We start from the raw sequence: 18,408 nt of genomic DNA, 5'->3' as shown, positions 1-18,408 counted from the left end.
TCCCCCATTGGTGATGGCTAATAAGCAGTATAGGACGAAGAAACACTACTGATTACAATTTTACTTTATTACCATTGTAGGAAAAATGAAAAATCCCTATACATATATACGAAAAGTAATAGAACTAAAAAAGGTGTTGCCCTATGGCAACACCTTTTTTATATGTATCAAGAAATGATATCGTAAATCTCAATTGCAACCATGTCGATATTATCGAATTGATACACTTGAGGTTTTTCACCTTGTTGATACACTTCTAACTCATACATTTCACTTTTATCGAAAAATTTCACGCTACATTTGCGCTCACCGTTCACTTCAAAATAGCGTTGTGCTACTTCACCGCTTTCAGCTTGTTCTTGTAGACTAACAAGTCGAGTTAAAATTCCTTGGAGTAGAGACATGAAATCTCTCCTTTCTCTGATCTTCCTACCAATAGGTTTTACAGCTATACTCATTCTATCCGTCATAACAGAAAAAATGTTCCACACTCTAGGATAAAGGTTATTGGCCAGAAACTCAACTAAAAATTTGTCGAAATACGAAGGAAAAAACAGAAAGAACATCTTTTCCCTTCTTTATTGCGATTTTTATACTGGAAGAATATAATAAAAAACAGTAAAAAGGAGGAATTGCAATGAAAAAAATTGAGGTTTACACACAACCTGATTGTCCGCCATGTGTTATTGTGAAAGAATTTTTAAAGCATAATAACGTTGTATATGAAGAATTTGACGTAAAAAAAGACGCTGCTGCACGCAATCGTCTTTTATATGACTATGATTCTTATTCAACTCCAACGGTTGTAATTGACGGAGAAGTCGTTGCTGGTTTTCAAATTGAAAAATTACAACAACTACTAAATATAGAATAGGAATAGGTAAAGACCTATTCCTATTCTTATCCCGCTATATTTTATCCGATTGTGGCGGGTTAATATTCAACGGGGTATCCCCCCTATTGATTAAAGTTTCACTTTATAATTGTTGTAACCTTTTTATTTCAGTTAGAAGTTCTTGGCTTTCATGATATCCGGCCAATTTCCATTTCCCTTGATCTCTTTGCAATGTTACAATTTGATATTGTCCACTTTTCGCCCGCTCATAAACATATAAAATTTTATGCTCTTCATCATATGCCATTTTTGTTTCTGAACGAAAAGAAAATGGGGCTTCTTTTGCTGGAAGTAAATATTCACCACTTTGTTTATCACTTCTACTATTTTCATCTGTAAATACTTGAAGGAAATTCTCTGTAAAATATGGTGATAACGTTTCTATCATCTTATTCATCGGCAAATGCTTTCCACGAATTGAAAATTGACTTTCGTAGCCCTTTTGTATCGTTGTAAACACTTCTTTCCGATCGACTTTCACTTCCTCTTTTCCTAAAACAGTTGTAACACTATAACCAACTAGAAAGGCAACGCACACAAATAGAACTAACCATATTCCATATTTCCTCATTTTTTCACCTTCCTTTTAAGAAAACTTGTCTTTGTAGTATTCATTGTAACAATGATTATGCTAAGAAAGGGCTCGTTTCGTTCGTAAAATCTTTACAACGATAGACAGCATTTTCAGCACCATTTTCACTATTACCAATTTATGATAAAAACAAACAAAAAATGCACGAATCTCTTCGTGCATTAAAATAAAACATCTTCTTCATATAAATATTCATACGATAAATCTATAAATAAAAAGTTTTCATCATCAATTGGGAATGAGAATGTTCGTACCATCTCACCAGTTTCAATATCAGCATATAAATCTGAAAGTCTTGCCTTATTCTCAAAACGCATTTTCATAATATTTTCTAGAAAATACGGACGCCAACTCCAGTTCTTCATATAATACTCAGGCATCACAATCCATTCCCCATCTTTTTTCATAACGTTTCCTGATTGTTGGAAACCATCTTCGTTACAAATAAATATACGAAAACTACACTGTGATACACTTTGACTAAATTGTAATAACCAATCATTTATATCTTCATTCTTTTTCTGTTTCGCTAGAACATCACCAATTCGATCGCGTAACATCTCTGTTAAATTATAAATTTTTTGTAACTTCTTCTTCTCATGTTGAATAAATTGATGACACTCATTACCAAGTCGTTCTTTCAAAACGTTCGTTTCAATAAAATCAGGTAAACATTCTTTCAAATAATTTCCTTGATAGTATCTACCACCGTTTTTCCAAGCATATTGTAGTTGATAAAAAGCATCTATTTCTTCATATAACAATGTCGCACCAATTCTTCTAGCAAGTAATGATAAAGAATATAAAATATCTTGATAAGATTGTAAAAGTGCAGTTTGCCTTAAATTTGTTAAATCTACTTTTAAAATATCAGGTGCTAACACGCTAATACGTTCTAAATTACTTGTACCTGTTCCGACTTTATTAATCGAAATTTGAATACCATATGTACGATAATACATAAGCAAATGATTAAATTGCTCTATATCTTCTTTACATTCATGTTCTGTAATCTCTAAAACAATGTTTTTCAAATTTAAACCTTGTTTTTCATACATCAATAAAAGTTGAAGCAAACTTTCATCATCATCGTTCATTAATACGTTAGCATTCCGATGTATAAATAATAATAGTTTTTGATCGCTTTCTAAATAACGATTTAAAGCCTTTTCTACTATAATGTTATCCGCTTCTAGTTGAAACTCACTTGGAATAGAGTCATCATGAAAGAAAGAAGCTAAACTTTGTATGCCCTCTTCTGTTTGAATACGCCCTACTACTTCATATCCAATTACAGTATGTTCATCAGCACTAAAAATTGCTTGATAATAAGGAAGGACTTTATCCAAGTTACTCATTACATCTAATGCATCTATCAACGTGCTTCCCTCCCTTTACTTTTCAAAAATTATAACATGATATTTACGGAAAAATAATAAAAAATCCCTTCAGTTTTCCTGAAGGGATTAGAGGGGTAAAATGCTAAGGGGAATTAGCAATTCTACTATGAAGAAAAAAGAGGTCTTAAATATAACGTATATATGACCTCTTGTAAACACTTTTCTTTCATATGTCACAATTCCGTCACATTTAACCGTAAAAAAATGAATTAAACATTCATTTTTTTATCCCTTTTAAAATGGATATTGATGTAAATGTTGTCCTCCATCCATTGTCATGCACGTTCCATTTATGTACGCAGCCTCATCTGAACATAAATAATAAGCTAGACCTGCAATTTCTTCTGGCGTACCCAGTCTTCCAAGCGGAACACTTTGTATCGTACGCTTAGCCATTTCTTCTGAAATCCATAATTTATCAGCACCACCCGTACGTTCAATTGGCCCTGGCGCAATAGCATTAATTCGGATTCCATACTTACGTCCCCACTCAACAGCGAGTGTCTTCGTCATCGCTAATACTCCAGCCTTCGCTGCAGCCGAATGAATAACTCCCGGACCTGCATCCCACGCATATGTTGCTACCATATTAATGATATTACCTTTTATACCTTTTTCAATCCAATATTTTCCGACAGCCTGGCTACAGTAAAATGTACCGTTTAACACAATATTAATAACCGAATTCCAGCCGTTCACGGATAAATCTTCTGCTGGACAAATAAAGTTTCCAGCTGCATTATTTATTAAAATATCAATTCGTCCAAACTTCTCATCAATCTGTTCAATCATTTTCTGAATATCATCCGTATTTCTTACATCCATTTGTACCGGTAATATTTGTCCTGGAAATTGTTCAATTTCCAACTTTGCTTCCTCTAGTTTTTCCTTTGTACGTCCTGTAATAACAACTCGTGCCCCTTCTTTTGCAAAACGAGTCGCCATTCCTTTTCCCATTCCACTCGATCCACCTGTTATAATAACTACTTTTTCTTTCATATATATCCCCTCCAAAAAATGAATACACATTCATTTTATCATTTTATTTAATAGAAATCTTTATATTTTTAAACTTTTCTGATATTTTAACGTAAAGAGATTTCTTTTCATTCGTTTTTTCGTAATCAATACTACTTTTTTATTATTTAAAATATATTTCAAATAAACTGAAAGGAGGTTTGAGTAACCTGTAAATAGAACGAACATATATGATATAAGTCAAATAGGTATACTCATATTTTTATGAAGAAAATTACAAGAAGAGATTTTTTAAAAACTGGAATGCGAACTTGTCTATATTCATTTATAACGACTAGCATCGGATACTATTACGCTAAATATATTGAGCCTCATCTACTCTCTTTTACAGAACATACACTTACATCACAACTCATACCAAAAAGTTTTCATGGTATGAAGATTCTTCAATTCAGCGATTTACATCTCGGGTACTATTTCTCTCTTCACCATTTATCTAAAATCGTTTCTAAAATTAATGCTGTAAAACCCGACATTGTTCTTTTTACTGGCGATCTCATTGATAATTATCAAACATATACTGACACTCCTTTCGTTGCATCCATTTTAAAAAATATACAAGCCCCCTTCGGTAAATTTTCTATTTATGGTAACCATGATCACGGTGGATATGGAACGGAGTACTACGAACACATCATGCGTGAATCTGGATTTGAACTATTACTAAATAGCGAAAAGAGAATCCGTCTACTGGATAATAGTGAGATTTCCATTTTCGGTCTTGATGATATACTATTAGGCAAACCAAAAATAAAGGAGACACTACAGCACGCTCGGAAAAACACTTATAACATTGTTCTTGTTCACGAACCAGATATTGCACCGCAAATTGCTAACTATCCAGTTAACTTACAGCTTTCTGGTCATAGCCATGGCGGACAAGTACAAATTCCTTTTTTTGGTGCTATTATTACCCCAGCACTTGCTAAAAACTATGTAGAAGGTTTCTATACGATCCAAGATTTAGCTCTCTATGTCAATCGAGGCCTCGGAAGAACTCGTGTCCCCTTCCGATTTATGTCAAAACCTGAAATTACGATTTTCACGCTCCAACATTCGTAATAATTCGCCTATTTTCTTACATATCCTTTCTTGTACGCGCTCATCCACGTTTCATTTACCATATGATAAAAGTGAGTCCAATAAAGGAGGTTTGTTCATGTATCCATATTATCAACCAATCCCATTCCGTTCAGCACCTATTGGTCCAGTAGGCGACTCACGCTTCTTTCCATTTTTTGGAGTTCCGTTTCTAGCTGGCATTGCTGGTGGACTGCTTGGCGGGGCATTAGCTTTCGGTCCTAGACCATATTACCCACCATATCCACCACCTTTTCCACCGCCAGCACCTTACCCTTGTTATGGTGGACCTTGTCAACAACCATACTATTATTAATGTACCGCAACAATTCTACCAATGTTATTCCCTCTCTTAACCGATTCATAATCCATTAACATGCTTACAATAAAAACTATTCTCTCTACGCATGCTTCTATTTTGAGAACATACAATAAGTAGAGAACAAAGTAAAAACCTCTTTTTAAAAAGAGGTTTTTACTTTGTTCTCATTATTCAGCATCTGTGTTTTGATACGCCATCTTAAACAACTTCACTTGGCTATCAATCTCTTCTGCACCGCTATTAATAACATAATAATAGTCACCATCTTTATTTTGTTCGCGCGTTTTCACATTATCAGCTAAAGTAAGCTGCAAAATCGCCTTAATTCTCGCCTTCATTTCAATATCTAATATAGGGAAGGATATTTCTACTCGCTTCTCCATATTCCGCGTCATCCAGTCAGCTGAAGATAAGTATATTTTCTCTTCCCCATTATGATGGAAATAATAAATTCGACTATGTTCTAAATATCTCCCGACAACACTAACTACCCGAATATTTTCACTTACATTTGGAATACCAGGTCGTAGGCAACATGTTCCTCGAACGATGAGTTCTACCTTTACTCCAGCTTGTGATGCTTCATACATTTTTTTAATGAGTGGTTTATCAGTTAATGAATTCATTTTAGCAATGATATATCCATTTCCATATTGCCTATGATAACGAATTTCTTCATCTATTAAATCCATAAATTGCTCTCTTATATCAAATGGCGCAACCGATAAATGATGAAAATGCGGTTTTGTTGTATAACCACTCAAATAATTAAAGAAATTTGTTGCATCGACCCCAAAGTCTTTTCGTGATGTAATATAGCCAAAATCGGTATATAGCTTTGCGGTTGCATCATTATAATTTCCGGTCCCAAGATGTACAAACCTTTCGATTTTTCCGTTTTTTCTTCTTACAATTAGTGTAATTTTACTATGTGTTTTCAAATGACTTACACCGTAAATAACATGACATCCTGCCTGTTCTAATTCTTTAGCCCAATGCACATTATTTTCTTCATCAAATCTTGCCTTTAATTCAACTAATACTGTCACTTGCTTCCCTTTTTCAGCCGCTACCTTTAGCGCCTGAATAATCGGCGAATCCCCACTTACTCGATATAATGTTTGTTTAATTGCAAGTACATTCGGATCGTCTGCCGCATCACGGATAAAATCAACTACTGGCTGAAACGATTCAAAAGGATGATGTAATAAAATATCATGCTCAATCGCTTTTTCAAATACATCTTCTGCATCCCCTAAGTCTTGAGGCCGTTGCGGAATAAGAGCCGGATATACTAGATGTTCATATAAAGGAGCTAGTTTTTTATATAAAGAAAATAGACATGTTAAATCTAACGGTCCATCCATTATATACACATCTTCATCCTTTACTTCCAACACCTCATATAATAATGCTAATACTCTTTCATCAATATGCTCTTTGCCAACTTCTAAACGTACAGCAGCTCCCCACTTACGCTTTTTTAATTCTTTTTCAATTACCTTTAATAAATCTCTCGCACCTTCTTCGTGAATTGTTAAATCCGCATTGCGTGTAATACGGAAACGAGTAACAGATGATGCTTTATATCCTGTAAATAATTTATGAGTAAAACTACTAATTACGTCTTCTAATAAAATAAATTTATGCTTTTGTCCTTCACTCGGTAAAAATATGAAACGTTCAAGTAGTGAAGGAACTTGTACAATTCCTAACTTCGTGCGGTTTTCTTCTTCCACTTGTTTCTCATCATATAAAAGAGTAGCTAAATTCAAACTTTTATTTAATAACATCGGAAATGGACGATATGCATCGATAGCCACAGGTGTTAAGACTGGGAAAATTTGTTCATCAAAATACTCTTCTATAAATTCTCTCTGTTCTTTCGTCAAATCATGGAATGTTAAACGCTCAATCCCCTCTAACTCCAGCGCTGGCAACACATAATTTTTAAACGTACCATACTGTACGGTCATTAATTCATGTGCTTTTATCGCAATTTTATTTAGTTGCTTTTTTGGTGTTAAGCCGGCCTTATTTTCTGATTGGTTAAAACCAGCACTCACTTGATCCTTCAATCCTGCCACGCGTACCATAAAGAATTCATCTAAATTTGAGCTAAAAATGCTAATAAACTTTAATCTTTCTAAGAGTGGATTCGTTTCATCTTGTGCTTCTTGTAGTACACGTTCATTAAATGCTAACCAACTTAACTCTCGATTGTTGTAATAAGCTGTATCATTTAAATTTACTATATTCCCCTTCGATAATTCCATTCTCTTCACACTTCCCCTTGAAACTTTTTTACTATAATTTAGTTACTTTCATTTTAGCAAATTACTATATTATAAAGTGTAAATTTTTTGTAAAGACATCCGTACAACTCAATGCTTTAATTTAAATAATAAGGTAATATTTGTTTTCAATACTCTTTCTAGCTGTTTCTTCTGCTTTTCAGCTTGCACTTTTTCCGCTAACGCCGATTGTTCACATACAATTTCAAATGTTAATCCTTCTTTACTTTCTGTTATAGATATTGATTCAACAAGCGATCTTTGTCTTATATTTAGAGCCGCTGAAAATTGTAAAACAGCCCCTAAAAGGCGCATTTTCTTTTGTTCATTTTTATCAAACCATCCTTCAAATGGTGACAAATGTTGTTTGAATAACATTTTTGATTTATAAGACGCAATAAGTGCTAATCTTACTCGCTCTTTGTGCATCATACCATCAATTGTTTTATTCGCTAATAAATAGAACGTATGTAAGCGGCTCGCTTCTTCGTCTATATATTTACCTATATTAAATACTTTCGCTGCTTGATGGAATACTTCCCAATCTTTTACTGACATAGAAATCAGCCCTGTTTGTTCAAGCTGTTGACAAATCAATCTTCCATGTTTAATAAGCTGCATTACAAATTCCATATCCATTTCATATTCATGTGATAATAAATACAAACTTTCTTCGACCACGTTCGGATAATATGAAATCCCCAAATCTTTTGTCAACTCTTCATAGAAAACACCTTCTCGTAATCCTTTTCTACTTAATACAAATGCTGGCGCCTCTATAACATTAACAAGCGTATGAAATACTTCGACTGCTGGAACAATTGTATCTGCTCGATCTTTTGCCAATCCTTCCAATTTTTGAAGTTCTATGAACGACAATGCTTCTAATTCTTCTTTCACATTTTTAATATCTTCTTCTTTCATCTTATATAAATGTACCCCTGCTATAGGATAACAAATTAAATTTTGATGAATTTTCACTAAGTTCCTCGCACTACCACCAATTGCAATAAGAGGCAACTTCTTATCCATTAACCATGGTAATGTTCGAAATTGATATTCTAAGTACGTTCGAATCTTTTCCAACTCTTCTTCAGTAGGTATGTCCTCTTTAATAAACTGCTTTAAAGAAAGTGCTCCAAAAGGAAAGCTATGATACTCTAAAATCTCTCTATTTCGAAAGTATGTAACTTCCGTACTTCCTCCACCAATATCTACTGTAATTCCTTCAGAGAACGAAGTTGAATTCATAACTGCTAAATAGCCGTAACGTGCTTCTTCATATTCTGATAATACTCTAAGAGTAAAGTCTGTTTGTCCTTCAACAAGTTTCTTAATTGATTCTTGATTTTCAGCCTGTCTAATTGTTGCCGTTGCAACACAAAGTACATGGTGCAACTGATGGAATCGTGTACTTTCTTGAAATTGAAATAATGTTTGTAACAATACCTCTATTCCTTCTTCAATCAACACACCATCGACTAAGTAATTCCTTAACCTTGCAACCACTTTCGTATTTTCAATCTCTTTATAAAAACCCCCGTTTTGCTTTTCATAAATAACTAAACGCATTGTATTAGATCCAATATCTATAATGGCATATTGCTGTTTTAATATTTCTTTCAAACTTCTCACTCTTTCATTATCAAATTTCTAAAACACATTCTATTACTATTATACAAAATAGTTGTTTTTTGTAACAATATTGCTTTAATATTGAAAATATATACAATCACTTTTTGCATATAATAAAAATCGCTTTTACTTATGGTATAATAATGAAAAATTGAAAGGAGATTCAATATGAAACCTTCACAACCACAATCTCAATTACAAAACCAACATTCTATTAATCGACTAGCTCAATCTGTTTTCGTTGTGAATCGCCATGCTAAAGCTGCAACTAATCCGAAATATTTATACTGGTTAAAAAAGACAGCTTTAGAACGCTTAATTACTGAAAAAAAAGCTATTAAAGAAGGATTACATTTCTCTAGAAATCCACGTTTTAGCCAACAACAATCTGATGTTCTTATACGTTTAGGTGATTACTTTTTCCATATTCCTCCTACAAAAGAAGATTTTCGAATCCTACCACATCTTGGTCATCTTGAATCCTCCTATCGAAACCCGAAAACAACCTTATCTTTAACAGTAGCAAAAAAAACACTTCAAGATTATATTGGTCCTGAAGCGCTAAAACAAGAAAAAAAATTAAGTGAACCTGTCCCATGGTATAGTCGTACTTATACAAAAAAATAAAACAGTTTGGCCAATTGTAGGCCAAACTGTTTTATTTTTTCTCTTCTTTAATTTTAATATTTGCTTGTTTATAAAAAGCTATTTTTTCTGTATTATAAGATTTCGTAAATTCATTAAACTTGTCTTTTTCTGATTCAATATCCTTATAAGACTGATTTACTACTTTTACTTTTTCACTAATATCTTTTAATTTTGTACCTTTATCTTGTAACATTGTATATAATTCTTTTTCTTGTTTTAACGATTTATTATAGCTGTCATACATTTTGTTAAATGAATCATGTCGTTTCTCATATGTGCTTTTCACTTTATCTGCTTGATCTTTTAATTTGTTATCTTCAATTTTCTTCACATATTTATCTGCTGATTTCACTTCTTCTTGTGCCTTATTTAAAGATTCTTTTTCTTTTTTAAGCACTTTTTCTCGTTCATCTGTATTTTTCATTGCTTGGTTCAGTTTTTCCTTAACAGTTTGATTATTATCTTTTCCTTCTTGAACAATCTGGTTATATAATTCTTGTCCCTCTTTCTCTAGAGTTTCAAGTTTTTTTGCATCTTCAAACATTGTTTTTTCTTGCTTTGCAGCATTTTCAAATGCAACATATAATTCCTCTTCTGGTTTCGGTCCGAAACAACCAGCTAGTAATGTCATTGATAATGCAGTTACAATTGCTAATTTACTATATTTCAACATCTTTTTCCTCCTACTTATATACGATCATCGTGTAAAAAGCTATGAAATTATATATCCTTCTATAAACTAAACTCCACACTCGCACCTTTTTTACGAAAATCATTCATATTGTTTATAATGCTTGTACAAATTGTATTACTTGAAATTACATTTTCCGTTTTTGAACTAAATAGCAGTTTCATATCCATCTGTTACTTGGCATTTTTTAAAACCTATTCATACTATGTATTACATAAAAGTACAACGGAATTCATCACAACCATAATAATTTGAAAAACAACAGTAATCATTCACCTGATAAAAGATGTTCGTTGTTCTCTCACGTCTATCATTCTATCATTCCCTTTCCCGCTTTCTATCAAATAATCTCTTTGTTCATTTTACACAGTATAAATGCTATCTTGCAACAACTTACAATTATTCTTGCCATTCCCTAAAAAGGAAAAGTGTAGAGTATGCTTTCCTCTACACTTTTAAAATGAAACACATTGTGCAAAATGCATTGACACATCCATCATAATTATATGCCTATTTCATATATTTTTAAAGACTTTTATTACAAAAGAAGTTCTTTTTGTAATAAAAGTCAAAAAAATGTTACAATCAAAACTTCTTCATATCATATTTCTTCAAATCAAAGTTTTACTTATTTCCTTACGAATTTCTATGCTGGTACAATTGATTTTGTGCCTTTCTTAACAATTCTTCAAACGTTTTTCCTTCTATTGGATAACTAGCAGCTCCAAATAATAGAGTCATACTTAACAAGCCATTTTCTATTTCACTTTCAATATTTTTCATTAATCTGTTTGTTATTGTCGACTTTTCATGTCCGTTATCAATCGCCACAATAACATACTTATTTTCATCCCACTTCGTAACGACATCACCTTTACGAACTGTCTTTACAATCGTACTCTCCAATTTTTGTACTAACACCTCCATTTTTTTTTCCTGCACTGTTTCTTTTAGTCCTTTCCATTCTTTCACAGAAAGAATATACACTGTAATATTATGAGAATCCCGTTCTGATAAAGCAGCTACTTTCTCAAAAAAATCAACTACAAAATCATTACTTGCCATTCCTCCTACTTCCGTATCCATACGCCCACTCGCTCTTTTATCATACCAATGTCCAAAATAATAGCTGAGTATCATTTGCAATATATAAATAATAAAGACGGTATAAAATGATCGCGAATCCAGTTTTGTAATTACATCCTGAAGCGCAATCCATTCTGTAACTGCCACTGTATTCCCAAGTAATAATCCACTAATTTTTCCTTTATGTTTCATACTTTTCCTCCCTTCTATACCAATATATGTTTCTATAACAATTATGTTTTTCTACAAAATAAAAAATGTACATATTGAGTGTACATTTCTACTTAAGCTTGTCTACCATTTCTATTCTATTTCATATATATACTATATATCGTTTTAGAAAGGTGGTGACCTATATGCTACAAAAAGAGAATCTATCAGATATTATACGTTTACTAGCGGGGTTTCTGTTATCGTTAAAATTACTATTTAATTCTTTCGGAGTGAACTTTATTTCAAACGATCAAATTGACGCTATTGTAAATGTTGTTTCCTTTCTTTTCATTCTATATTTTGGTTATAAAAATAATTATGTAGGAAAAAAAGGAATCGAGCAAAAAAAAGTACTCAAAAAGCACAATCTTCACTAAAAAAGGAACCTTTCATACAGGTTCCTTTTTATCATTGTCGCACCACAACTTCATTTGTTTGCAGTGGACCATATGATACTCCGTTATATTGAAATGTATATGTAGCCTGAAATAATGCGTTTTTAAGTGCTTTATCTTTATTCGCTTTTATTTTACAAATTAATTCTACCTTCTCATCCGGTAATAAATTATCGATTCTCCACCTTACAAGCTGAAACAGAAACTCGCTCATCCCCTTATCAGCCTTTAATGAATTTGGGATATAGGCAAAATAATCTCGAATCATATGACTTACTACAACTCGTGAAATCATTTCCATTCCTTTGTTTTCAACTTCAATTCGAATAATAAGTATGTCGTTTACATCATAGGTCAGTTCATATGAAAATTTTTCTTTATACATACTACGGATTTGTAATGTAACTGCTACGTTAGGACATTCGTTTTCCTTTTTTGAGCCATCAATCCATAATACCGGTTGTAGCGGTATTGAACGCCTTCCTTGATCCGAAATTCGTTTCCATATTTTCATAATAATATTCACCCCATTTCAGATGCATCATATCCATACGACCTTATTCTGCCTCTCTACACAATATTAATAAAGCTTGTTACAAAACGATATATAGTTATTACTCTTCCTTTTATCCTATTCGACAATAGAAAGAAAAAACCATTTTTCATCTGTTAACAGACGGTATTCTTACTGAAATATTTTTTTACAATTTCCTTCTTTGACTTTATACCAATACTAAGTATCACTCACTCTTTCGCTGTCCATACAACAGAATATTTTGACGGAAGAAAAAGTTTGCCTTTTAGTCAAATTTGACTATAATATTCTTTATGGCTTTGTCAGTGCACTTGTGTAAATTGATTTAAAAAAACTATACTTTTAATTTTTATGCTCTGCACTCAAAACTTAATATAGTTTACTTATTATTAAAGGAGGGTTATCTTTGGAATCTCAATTATTAAAAAAAGACTCCAACAAGACAAAATTTGTTGTTGCTGGTTTACTACTCGGTATTTTAATGGCGGCAATGGATAATACAATCGTTGCAACGGCAATGGCAACAATCGTTGGAGACCTAGGAGGATTTGACAAGTTCGTTTGGGTCACGTCTGCATATATGGTAGCAACAATGGCAGGGATGCCTATCTTCGGAAAACTTTCTGATATGTACGGACGGAAACGCTTTTATATTGGTGGCCTTATTCTTTTCTTGTTCGGTTCTGCACTTTGCGGAACAGCATCTAGTATTGAGCAGCTAAGTATTTATAGAGCAATTCAAGGAATTGGTGGCGGAGCTCTTATGCCTATCGCCTTCACAATTATGTACGATATATTCCCACCAGAAAAGCGCGGAAAAATGACAGGGCTATTCGGTGCTGTTTTCGGGACATCTAGTGTATTTGGTCCTTTATTAGGTGCGTATATTACAGACTATATAAGTTGGCACTGGGTCTTCTATATTAATATTCCATTAGGACTTATCTCCTTCTTCTTCATTACGAAATACTACAGTGAATCTCTAGAATTTAGAAAACAAAAAATTGATTGGGCTGGCGCTATTACACTTGTTATTAGTATCGTTTGCTTAATGTTCGCCTTAGAACTTGGTGGTAAAGAATACGCATGGAATTCCACTGTAATTATCGGCTTATTTACAACAGTTGTTATTATGCTTATTATTTTCTTCTTCGTAGAACGAAAAGCAACCGAGCCTATCATTTCTTTCCATCTATTTAAAAAACCTTTATTCGCAGCTAGCCAAGGCGTTGCCTTTTTCTATGGTGCCGCTTTTATCATCTGTACAGTTTATATCCCAATCTTCGTTCAAGGTGTTCTCGGCGGTTCAGCCTCAAATGCTGGATTAATTTTAACACCTATGATGGTTGGCTCTGTAATTGGAAGTCAAACAGGTGGACAGTTAGCTTCTCGAACAAGTTATCGTAACATTATGATGGCATCTGGAGTTTTCTTCGTTCTTGGTATTTATTTACTAAGCACTTTAACAATGGACACACCACGCCTACTCGTAACACTATTTATGGTTCTCGCTGGACTTGGTGTTGGTTTCTCGTTCTCAGTTTTAAGTATGTCTTCGATTCACAAATTAGAAATGAGAGACCGTGGTTCAGCTACATCAACAAACTCATTTTTCCGTTCACTCGGTATGACTCTTGGTGTAACGATTTTCGGTACCATTCAAAATCACATTTTTACAGATAAACTAAACACTCTCTTCCCTCCTGAACTAGCAAAATTAGCTCCAAAGGGTGGAGACACAAGTTTCTTATTATCACCAGGTGCTACCGATAAAATACCAGCTGAAATATTAACTGGTATTAAAGAAGCTCTAGCTACCTCTATTGCCAGTACATTCTTCTGGGCACTGATCCCAGCTGTACTAAGTATTATTTGCATTTTACTTATGGGAAATGAGCGTCTTTTTACAGGACCAAAAACGAAACAAAAACAAAAGCAGGTAAGCTAATATATAGAAAAGAAACGGCATATCCCTTTATGAAAACGGATATGCCGTTTATAATATGTATAAAGTTTTTATATATAGGAGTTGAGACAGCATGAGCATGAAATTAGTCATTCTCGGCTTGCTACTCGAAGGAGATAAACATCCATATGAAGTGCAACACATCATGAAAGAACGACAAATGGACTGTTACATTAAATATGCAAAAGGATCACTTTACTATGCCTTCGAGCAATTAGAGAAACAAGGGGCAATTCGTGTTACAACTATTGTTCGAGATACAAATAGACCAGATAAAACAATTTTTCATATAACAGATGAAGGTAAACGGTTATTTCACACGTTACTATTAAAACAATTCGAGGCAAAAAATCAAATATATAAACCAATTTATTCGGCACTCTCTTTCGCGCATTTTGGTGATAATCAAGAGTTAATTCCCATTTTAGAAAAAAAGAAAAATGATACCGTTCAATATTTACATAAAATGCAAACTATTTATGATTGTAGCAAAGGACAAATTCCACGTGCACAACTATATATTTTACAAAGCGTTATTGAACATATTACAGTTGAATTGCAATGGTTAAACACCCTTCTTACAGATGCAGTTGCAGGGCGACTTTCAGAAATTGATATAGATGAGGATTAAACTTACAAAAAAGAAACTGTAAAATGACAATATAGTTATTTTATTTCAAAGTCTAAAACAAGTATAACCCCATTCTAATTTAGGATGGGGTTATACTTGTTTAATTTTCTATATAAGATGAACCGATTATTTAATAACATAACTGGCGTCTTATCTATGACAGGTACTCTTTTCTTTGTAAATTTATTCGCACTTTATTTCAATTCCCCTCATTTTTCTTCGTTTTATAAAAGTTAGAAAAATCAAAAAAATCAAAATAAAAAACTTTAGAATTTTCTTATTTTAAAACAGTAGACAAAATTCCAAAAATTGTGTTAGAATTTGTTTCAATATCATATCGCTTGTTAAATTCCTTTCAAAAGGAAAATGGGTACACGGACATTATGTTTCGTGTTTAAAAGGGAAGCTTGGTGAAACTCCAACACGGTCCCGCCACTGTAAATGCTGAGATTTCTTTTTGATGCCACTGTGAAAACGGGAAGGTGAAAGAAATTATATGAAGCACAAGTCAGGAGACCTGCCTGTTTTAACAACACTGATAGATTCACGGATGATGATGAGGTGTTAAAACAAAAAGGAAGGCTTATTTTCTATGCCTTTATACTTTTTGTTATAGGTATTTCCTAGTAAACGGAAATGCTTACTTTCAATTAGGGAGGAATTTGAAATGGCAATTCAAACAAGTAACTTAGGTTATCCACGTATCGGACTACAACGAGAGTGGAAAAAAACATTGGAAGCTTTTTGGTCCAATAAAATCAATGAAGAACAATTTTTAACAACAATGAAAGAGATTCGCCTTCAACACGTTAAAGCACAGCAAGAAAAAGGGATTGAACTTATTCCAATTGGCGACTTTACATATTATGATCACGTTTTGGATACTGCTTATATGCTAGGATTTATCCCATCACGTTTTTCTCAGTTTACATCTTACCTTGATGTATATTTCGCAATGGCGCGTGGCTCTAAAGATCACGTAGCTTCCGAAATGACAAAATGGTTTAACACAAACTATCATTATATCGTTCCTGAATATGAAGAGGGATTACAAATCTCTTTAAAAGATAATCGTCCACTTCGCTTATACGAAGAGGCAAAACAAGAATTAGGAGTAGATGGAAAACCTGTTATTTTAGGACCATATACTTTCTTGAAATTAGCTAAAGGCTATACACAAGAACAATTTGCTACGATTTTAAAACAGTTAGTTGCACCTTACGTACAACTGCTTTCAGAACTACATGCTGCGGGTGCACAAGTCATTCAAGTTGATGAACCGATTTTCGCTTCTTTAACGAAAGAAGAAGTTCAACAAGCAAAAGAAATTTATGAAGCTATTCGTAAAGAAGTTCCACATGCGACTCTTCTTTTACAAACATATTTTGATAGTGTAGAAGAAAACTATGAAGATATTATTACATTCCCAGTATCAGGTATTGGATTAGATTTCATTCATGGTAAAGAAGGTAATCTACATGCTATTTCAAAACATGGATTCCCAGCTGATAAAACTTTAGCTGTTGGTTGTATAGATGGCCGTAACATTTGGAGAGCCGATCTTGATGAAGTTCTTACGTTATTTACAACGTTACAAAAACAAGTCCAAACGAAAGATTTCATCGTTCAGCCTTCTTGTAGCTTATTGCATACGCCAATCGATAAAACAGAAGAAACTCACTTATCGACTGAGCTATTTGATGCGTTGGCATTTGCAAATCAAAAATTGGAAGAGTTAGTTCTTATTCATTCCGCTCTAACTCAAGGTACAGAAAGCATTCGTAATGAGCTGGAAACATATCGAAACGTACATCATACAATTCGTTCATCTGCTGCACGTAACCGAGAAGATGTCAAAGCAGCACGAACAGCACTAAAAGAAGAAGATTTTTCACGTCCTCTTCCATTTGAAAAACGATATGAATTACAACAAGTTGCCCTGAAGTTACCGTTGTTACCAACAACGACTATCGGTAGCTTCCCGCAAACAACTGAAGTTCGCCAAACGCGAAAAGAATGGCGTAACGGTGTTATTTCAAATGAACAATATGAACAATTTATTGAAAAAGAGACAGAAAAATGGATTCGTTACCAAGAAGAAATCGGTCTCGATGTTCTTGTGCATGGTGAATTTGAAAGAACTGACATGGTTGAATATTTTGGTGAGCGCCTTGCTGGTTTCTCATTCACTAAAAACGGTTGGGTACAATCATACGGTTCCCGCTGCGTAAAACCACCTGTTATTTATGGTGATGTAGCCTTTATTAACGGAATGACTATTAAAGAAACTGTTTATGCACAAAGCTTAACAGAGAAAGTTGTAAAAGGAATGTTAACTGGACCTGTTACGATTTTAAATTGGTCCTTCGTTCGAAATGACATTCCAAGAAAAGAAGTTTCATATCAAATTGCATTAGCTCTTCGTCATGAAATTGAACTACTTGAATCTTCTGGAATTCGAGTAATTCAAGTCGATGAACCAGCACTTCGTGAAGGAATGCCACTAAAAGAAAAAGATTGGGACGCTTATATTGAATGGGCAGTACAATCCTTCCTTTTAGCAACTTCTTCTGTAGCAAATGAAACACAAATTCATACTCATATGTGTTACAGTAACTTCGAAGATATTGTTGATGCGATTCGCGCATTAGATGCAGATGTGATTTCTATCGAAACATCAAGAAGTCACGGTGAATTTATTGATACATTAAAACATACAACATATGAAAAAGGCATCGGTCTAGGTGTATATGATATTCATAGCCCACGTGTACCGAGTAAAGATGAAATGTATAAAATCGTAGAACAATCTTTAGAAGTATGCGATCCTAAATATTTCTGGATTAATCCTGATTGTGGTTTAAAAACGAGAAGAACAGAAGAAGTTATTCCAGCTTTAGAGCACATGGTGCAAGCGGCAAAAGACGCTCGTTCCCTACTAAAAACAAACGCATAACAAAAATGGGTTATCCTCAAAAAGGATAGCC

At 33.5% G+C, this 18,408-nt stretch carries 17 protein-coding genes and 1 riboswitch; of the genes, 8 read left to right on the top strand and 9 right to left on the bottom strand.

Annotated features, from left to right (window positions below):
• Window positions 1-167 precede the first annotated feature (167 nt).
• The gene (locus AC2CGR_RS18130; RefSeq protein WP_000055151.1) at window positions 168-404 is read right to left on the bottom strand and encodes a YkuJ family protein; all 237 of its coding nucleotides are present in this window, start codon (window positions 402-404) and stop codon (window positions 168-170) included.
• Window positions 405-637: 233 nt separating this feature from the next.
• Here AC2CGR_RS18130 and AC2CGR_RS18125 point away from each other — a divergent pair, with 233 nt between their 5' ends.
• Complete coding sequence (locus AC2CGR_RS18125) at window positions 638-874, top strand: glutaredoxin family protein (protein ID WP_000717880.1); 237 nt, start codon at window positions 638-640, stop codon at window positions 872-874.
• 103 nt (window positions 875-977) lie between these two features.
• Here AC2CGR_RS18125 and AC2CGR_RS18120 read toward each other — a convergent pair whose 3' ends face one another.
• The 3 genes from AC2CGR_RS18120 to fadH form a co-directional block, all read right to left on the bottom strand.
• Window positions 978-1,466 (bottom strand): DUF3993 domain-containing protein, encoded by a 489-nt coding sequence (locus AC2CGR_RS18120; RefSeq protein WP_087966229.1) that lies wholly within the window; start codon window positions 1,464-1,466, stop codon window positions 978-980.
• Window positions 1,467-1,648: 182 nt separating this feature from the next.
• The gene (locus tag AC2CGR_RS18115; protein ID WP_000564304.1) at window positions 1,649-2,866 is read right to left on the bottom strand and encodes an EAL domain-containing protein; all 1,218 of its coding nucleotides are present in this window, start codon (window positions 2,864-2,866) and stop codon (window positions 1,649-1,651) included.
• A gap of 255 nt (window positions 2,867-3,121) precedes the next feature.
• On the bottom strand, window positions 3,122-3,886 hold the full coding sequence (fadH, locus tag AC2CGR_RS18110) for a 2,4-dienoyl-CoA reductase (RefSeq protein ID WP_029438063.1): 765 nt from the start codon (window positions 3,884-3,886) through the stop codon (window positions 3,122-3,124).
• 243 nt (window positions 3,887-4,129) lie between these two features.
• On the opposite strand from fadH, the gene AC2CGR_RS18105 reads away from it, so the two are divergent.
• A complete protein-coding gene (locus AC2CGR_RS18105; RefSeq protein WP_087966227.1) occupies window positions 4,130-4,987 on the top strand; it encodes a metallophosphoesterase in 858 nt (285 codons plus the stop codon).
• 97 nt (window positions 4,988-5,084) lie between these two features.
• Complete coding sequence (locus tag AC2CGR_RS18100) at window positions 5,085-5,321, top strand: hypothetical protein (protein ID WP_087966225.1); 237 nt, start codon at window positions 5,085-5,087, stop codon at window positions 5,319-5,321.
• A gap of 173 nt (window positions 5,322-5,494) precedes the next feature.
• Here AC2CGR_RS18100 and AC2CGR_RS18095 read toward each other — a convergent pair whose 3' ends face one another.
• A complete protein-coding gene (locus tag AC2CGR_RS18095; RefSeq protein ID WP_484481043.1) occupies window positions 5,495-7,603 on the bottom strand; it encodes a polyphosphate kinase in 2,109 nt (702 codons plus the stop codon).
• Between the two features lie 108 nt (window positions 7,604-7,711).
• Window positions 7,712-9,247: an exopolyphosphatase gene (ppx, locus tag AC2CGR_RS18090; protein WP_087966221.1), complete on the bottom strand. Its 1,536-nt coding sequence runs from the start codon at window positions 9,245-9,247 to the stop codon at window positions 7,712-7,714.
• Between the two features lie 177 nt (window positions 9,248-9,424).
• Here ppx and AC2CGR_RS18085 point away from each other — a divergent pair, with 177 nt between their 5' ends.
• Entirely contained in the window at window positions 9,425-9,883 is a 459-nt protein-coding gene (locus AC2CGR_RS18085; protein ID WP_000804871.1) for a YkyB family protein, read from the top strand.
• Between the two features lie 31 nt (window positions 9,884-9,914).
• On the opposite strand, the gene AC2CGR_RS18080 is transcribed toward AC2CGR_RS18085, so the two are convergent.
• Window positions 9,915-10,577, bottom strand: coding sequence for a YkyA family protein (locus AC2CGR_RS18080; RefSeq protein WP_000922488.1), 663 nt, complete (start codon window positions 10,575-10,577; stop codon window positions 9,915-9,917).
• Window positions 10,578-11,231: 654 nt separating this feature from the next.
• Window positions 11,232-11,873, bottom strand: coding sequence for a diguanylate cyclase domain-containing protein (locus AC2CGR_RS18075; protein ID WP_087966219.1), 642 nt, complete (start codon window positions 11,871-11,873; stop codon window positions 11,232-11,234).
• A gap of 164 nt (window positions 11,874-12,037) precedes the next feature.
• Between AC2CGR_RS18075 and AC2CGR_RS18070 the strand changes: the two genes are divergently transcribed.
• Entirely contained in the window at window positions 12,038-12,271 is a 234-nt protein-coding gene (locus AC2CGR_RS18070) for an SPP1 phage holin family protein (protein ID WP_033691462.1), read from the top strand.
• Between the two features lie 31 nt (window positions 12,272-12,302).
• Here AC2CGR_RS18070 and AC2CGR_RS18065 read toward each other — a convergent pair whose 3' ends face one another.
• The gene (locus AC2CGR_RS18065; RefSeq protein WP_000708182.1) at window positions 12,303-12,803 is read right to left on the bottom strand and encodes a hypothetical protein; all 501 of its coding nucleotides are present in this window, start codon (window positions 12,801-12,803) and stop codon (window positions 12,303-12,305) included.
• 427 nt (window positions 12,804-13,230) lie between these two features.
• Here AC2CGR_RS18065 and AC2CGR_RS18060 point away from each other — a divergent pair, with 427 nt between their 5' ends.
• The 3 genes from AC2CGR_RS18060 (at window position 13,231) to metE (ending at window position 18,377) form a co-directional block, all read left to right on the top strand.
• On the top strand, window positions 13,231-14,772 hold the full coding sequence (locus tag AC2CGR_RS18060) for an MDR family MFS transporter (protein ID WP_087966216.1): 1,542 nt from the start codon (window positions 13,231-13,233) through the stop codon (window positions 14,770-14,772).
• Between the two features lie 91 nt (window positions 14,773-14,863).
• Entirely contained in the window at window positions 14,864-15,421 is a 558-nt protein-coding gene (locus AC2CGR_RS18055; protein ID WP_087966214.1) for a PadR family transcriptional regulator, read from the top strand.
• A 351-nt stretch (window positions 15,422-15,772) separates the two neighbouring features.
• A riboswitch (cobalamin riboswitch) is annotated at window positions 15,773-15,960 on the top strand.
• A 128-nt stretch (window positions 15,961-16,088) separates the two neighbouring features.
• The gene (gene metE, locus AC2CGR_RS18050; protein ID WP_087966212.1) at window positions 16,089-18,377 is read left to right on the top strand and encodes a 5-methyltetrahydropteroyltriglutamate--homocysteine S-methyltransferase; all 2,289 of its coding nucleotides are present in this window, start codon (window positions 16,089-16,091) and stop codon (window positions 18,375-18,377) included.
• Window positions 18,378-18,408: the final 31 nt, after the last annotated feature.

The sequence above is a fragment of the Bacillus sp. LSHTCR4 genome (assembly GCF_057197025.1).
Note: the sequence above shows the minus strand (reverse complement) of the source record. Positions and strands in the feature narration are given on the sequence as shown.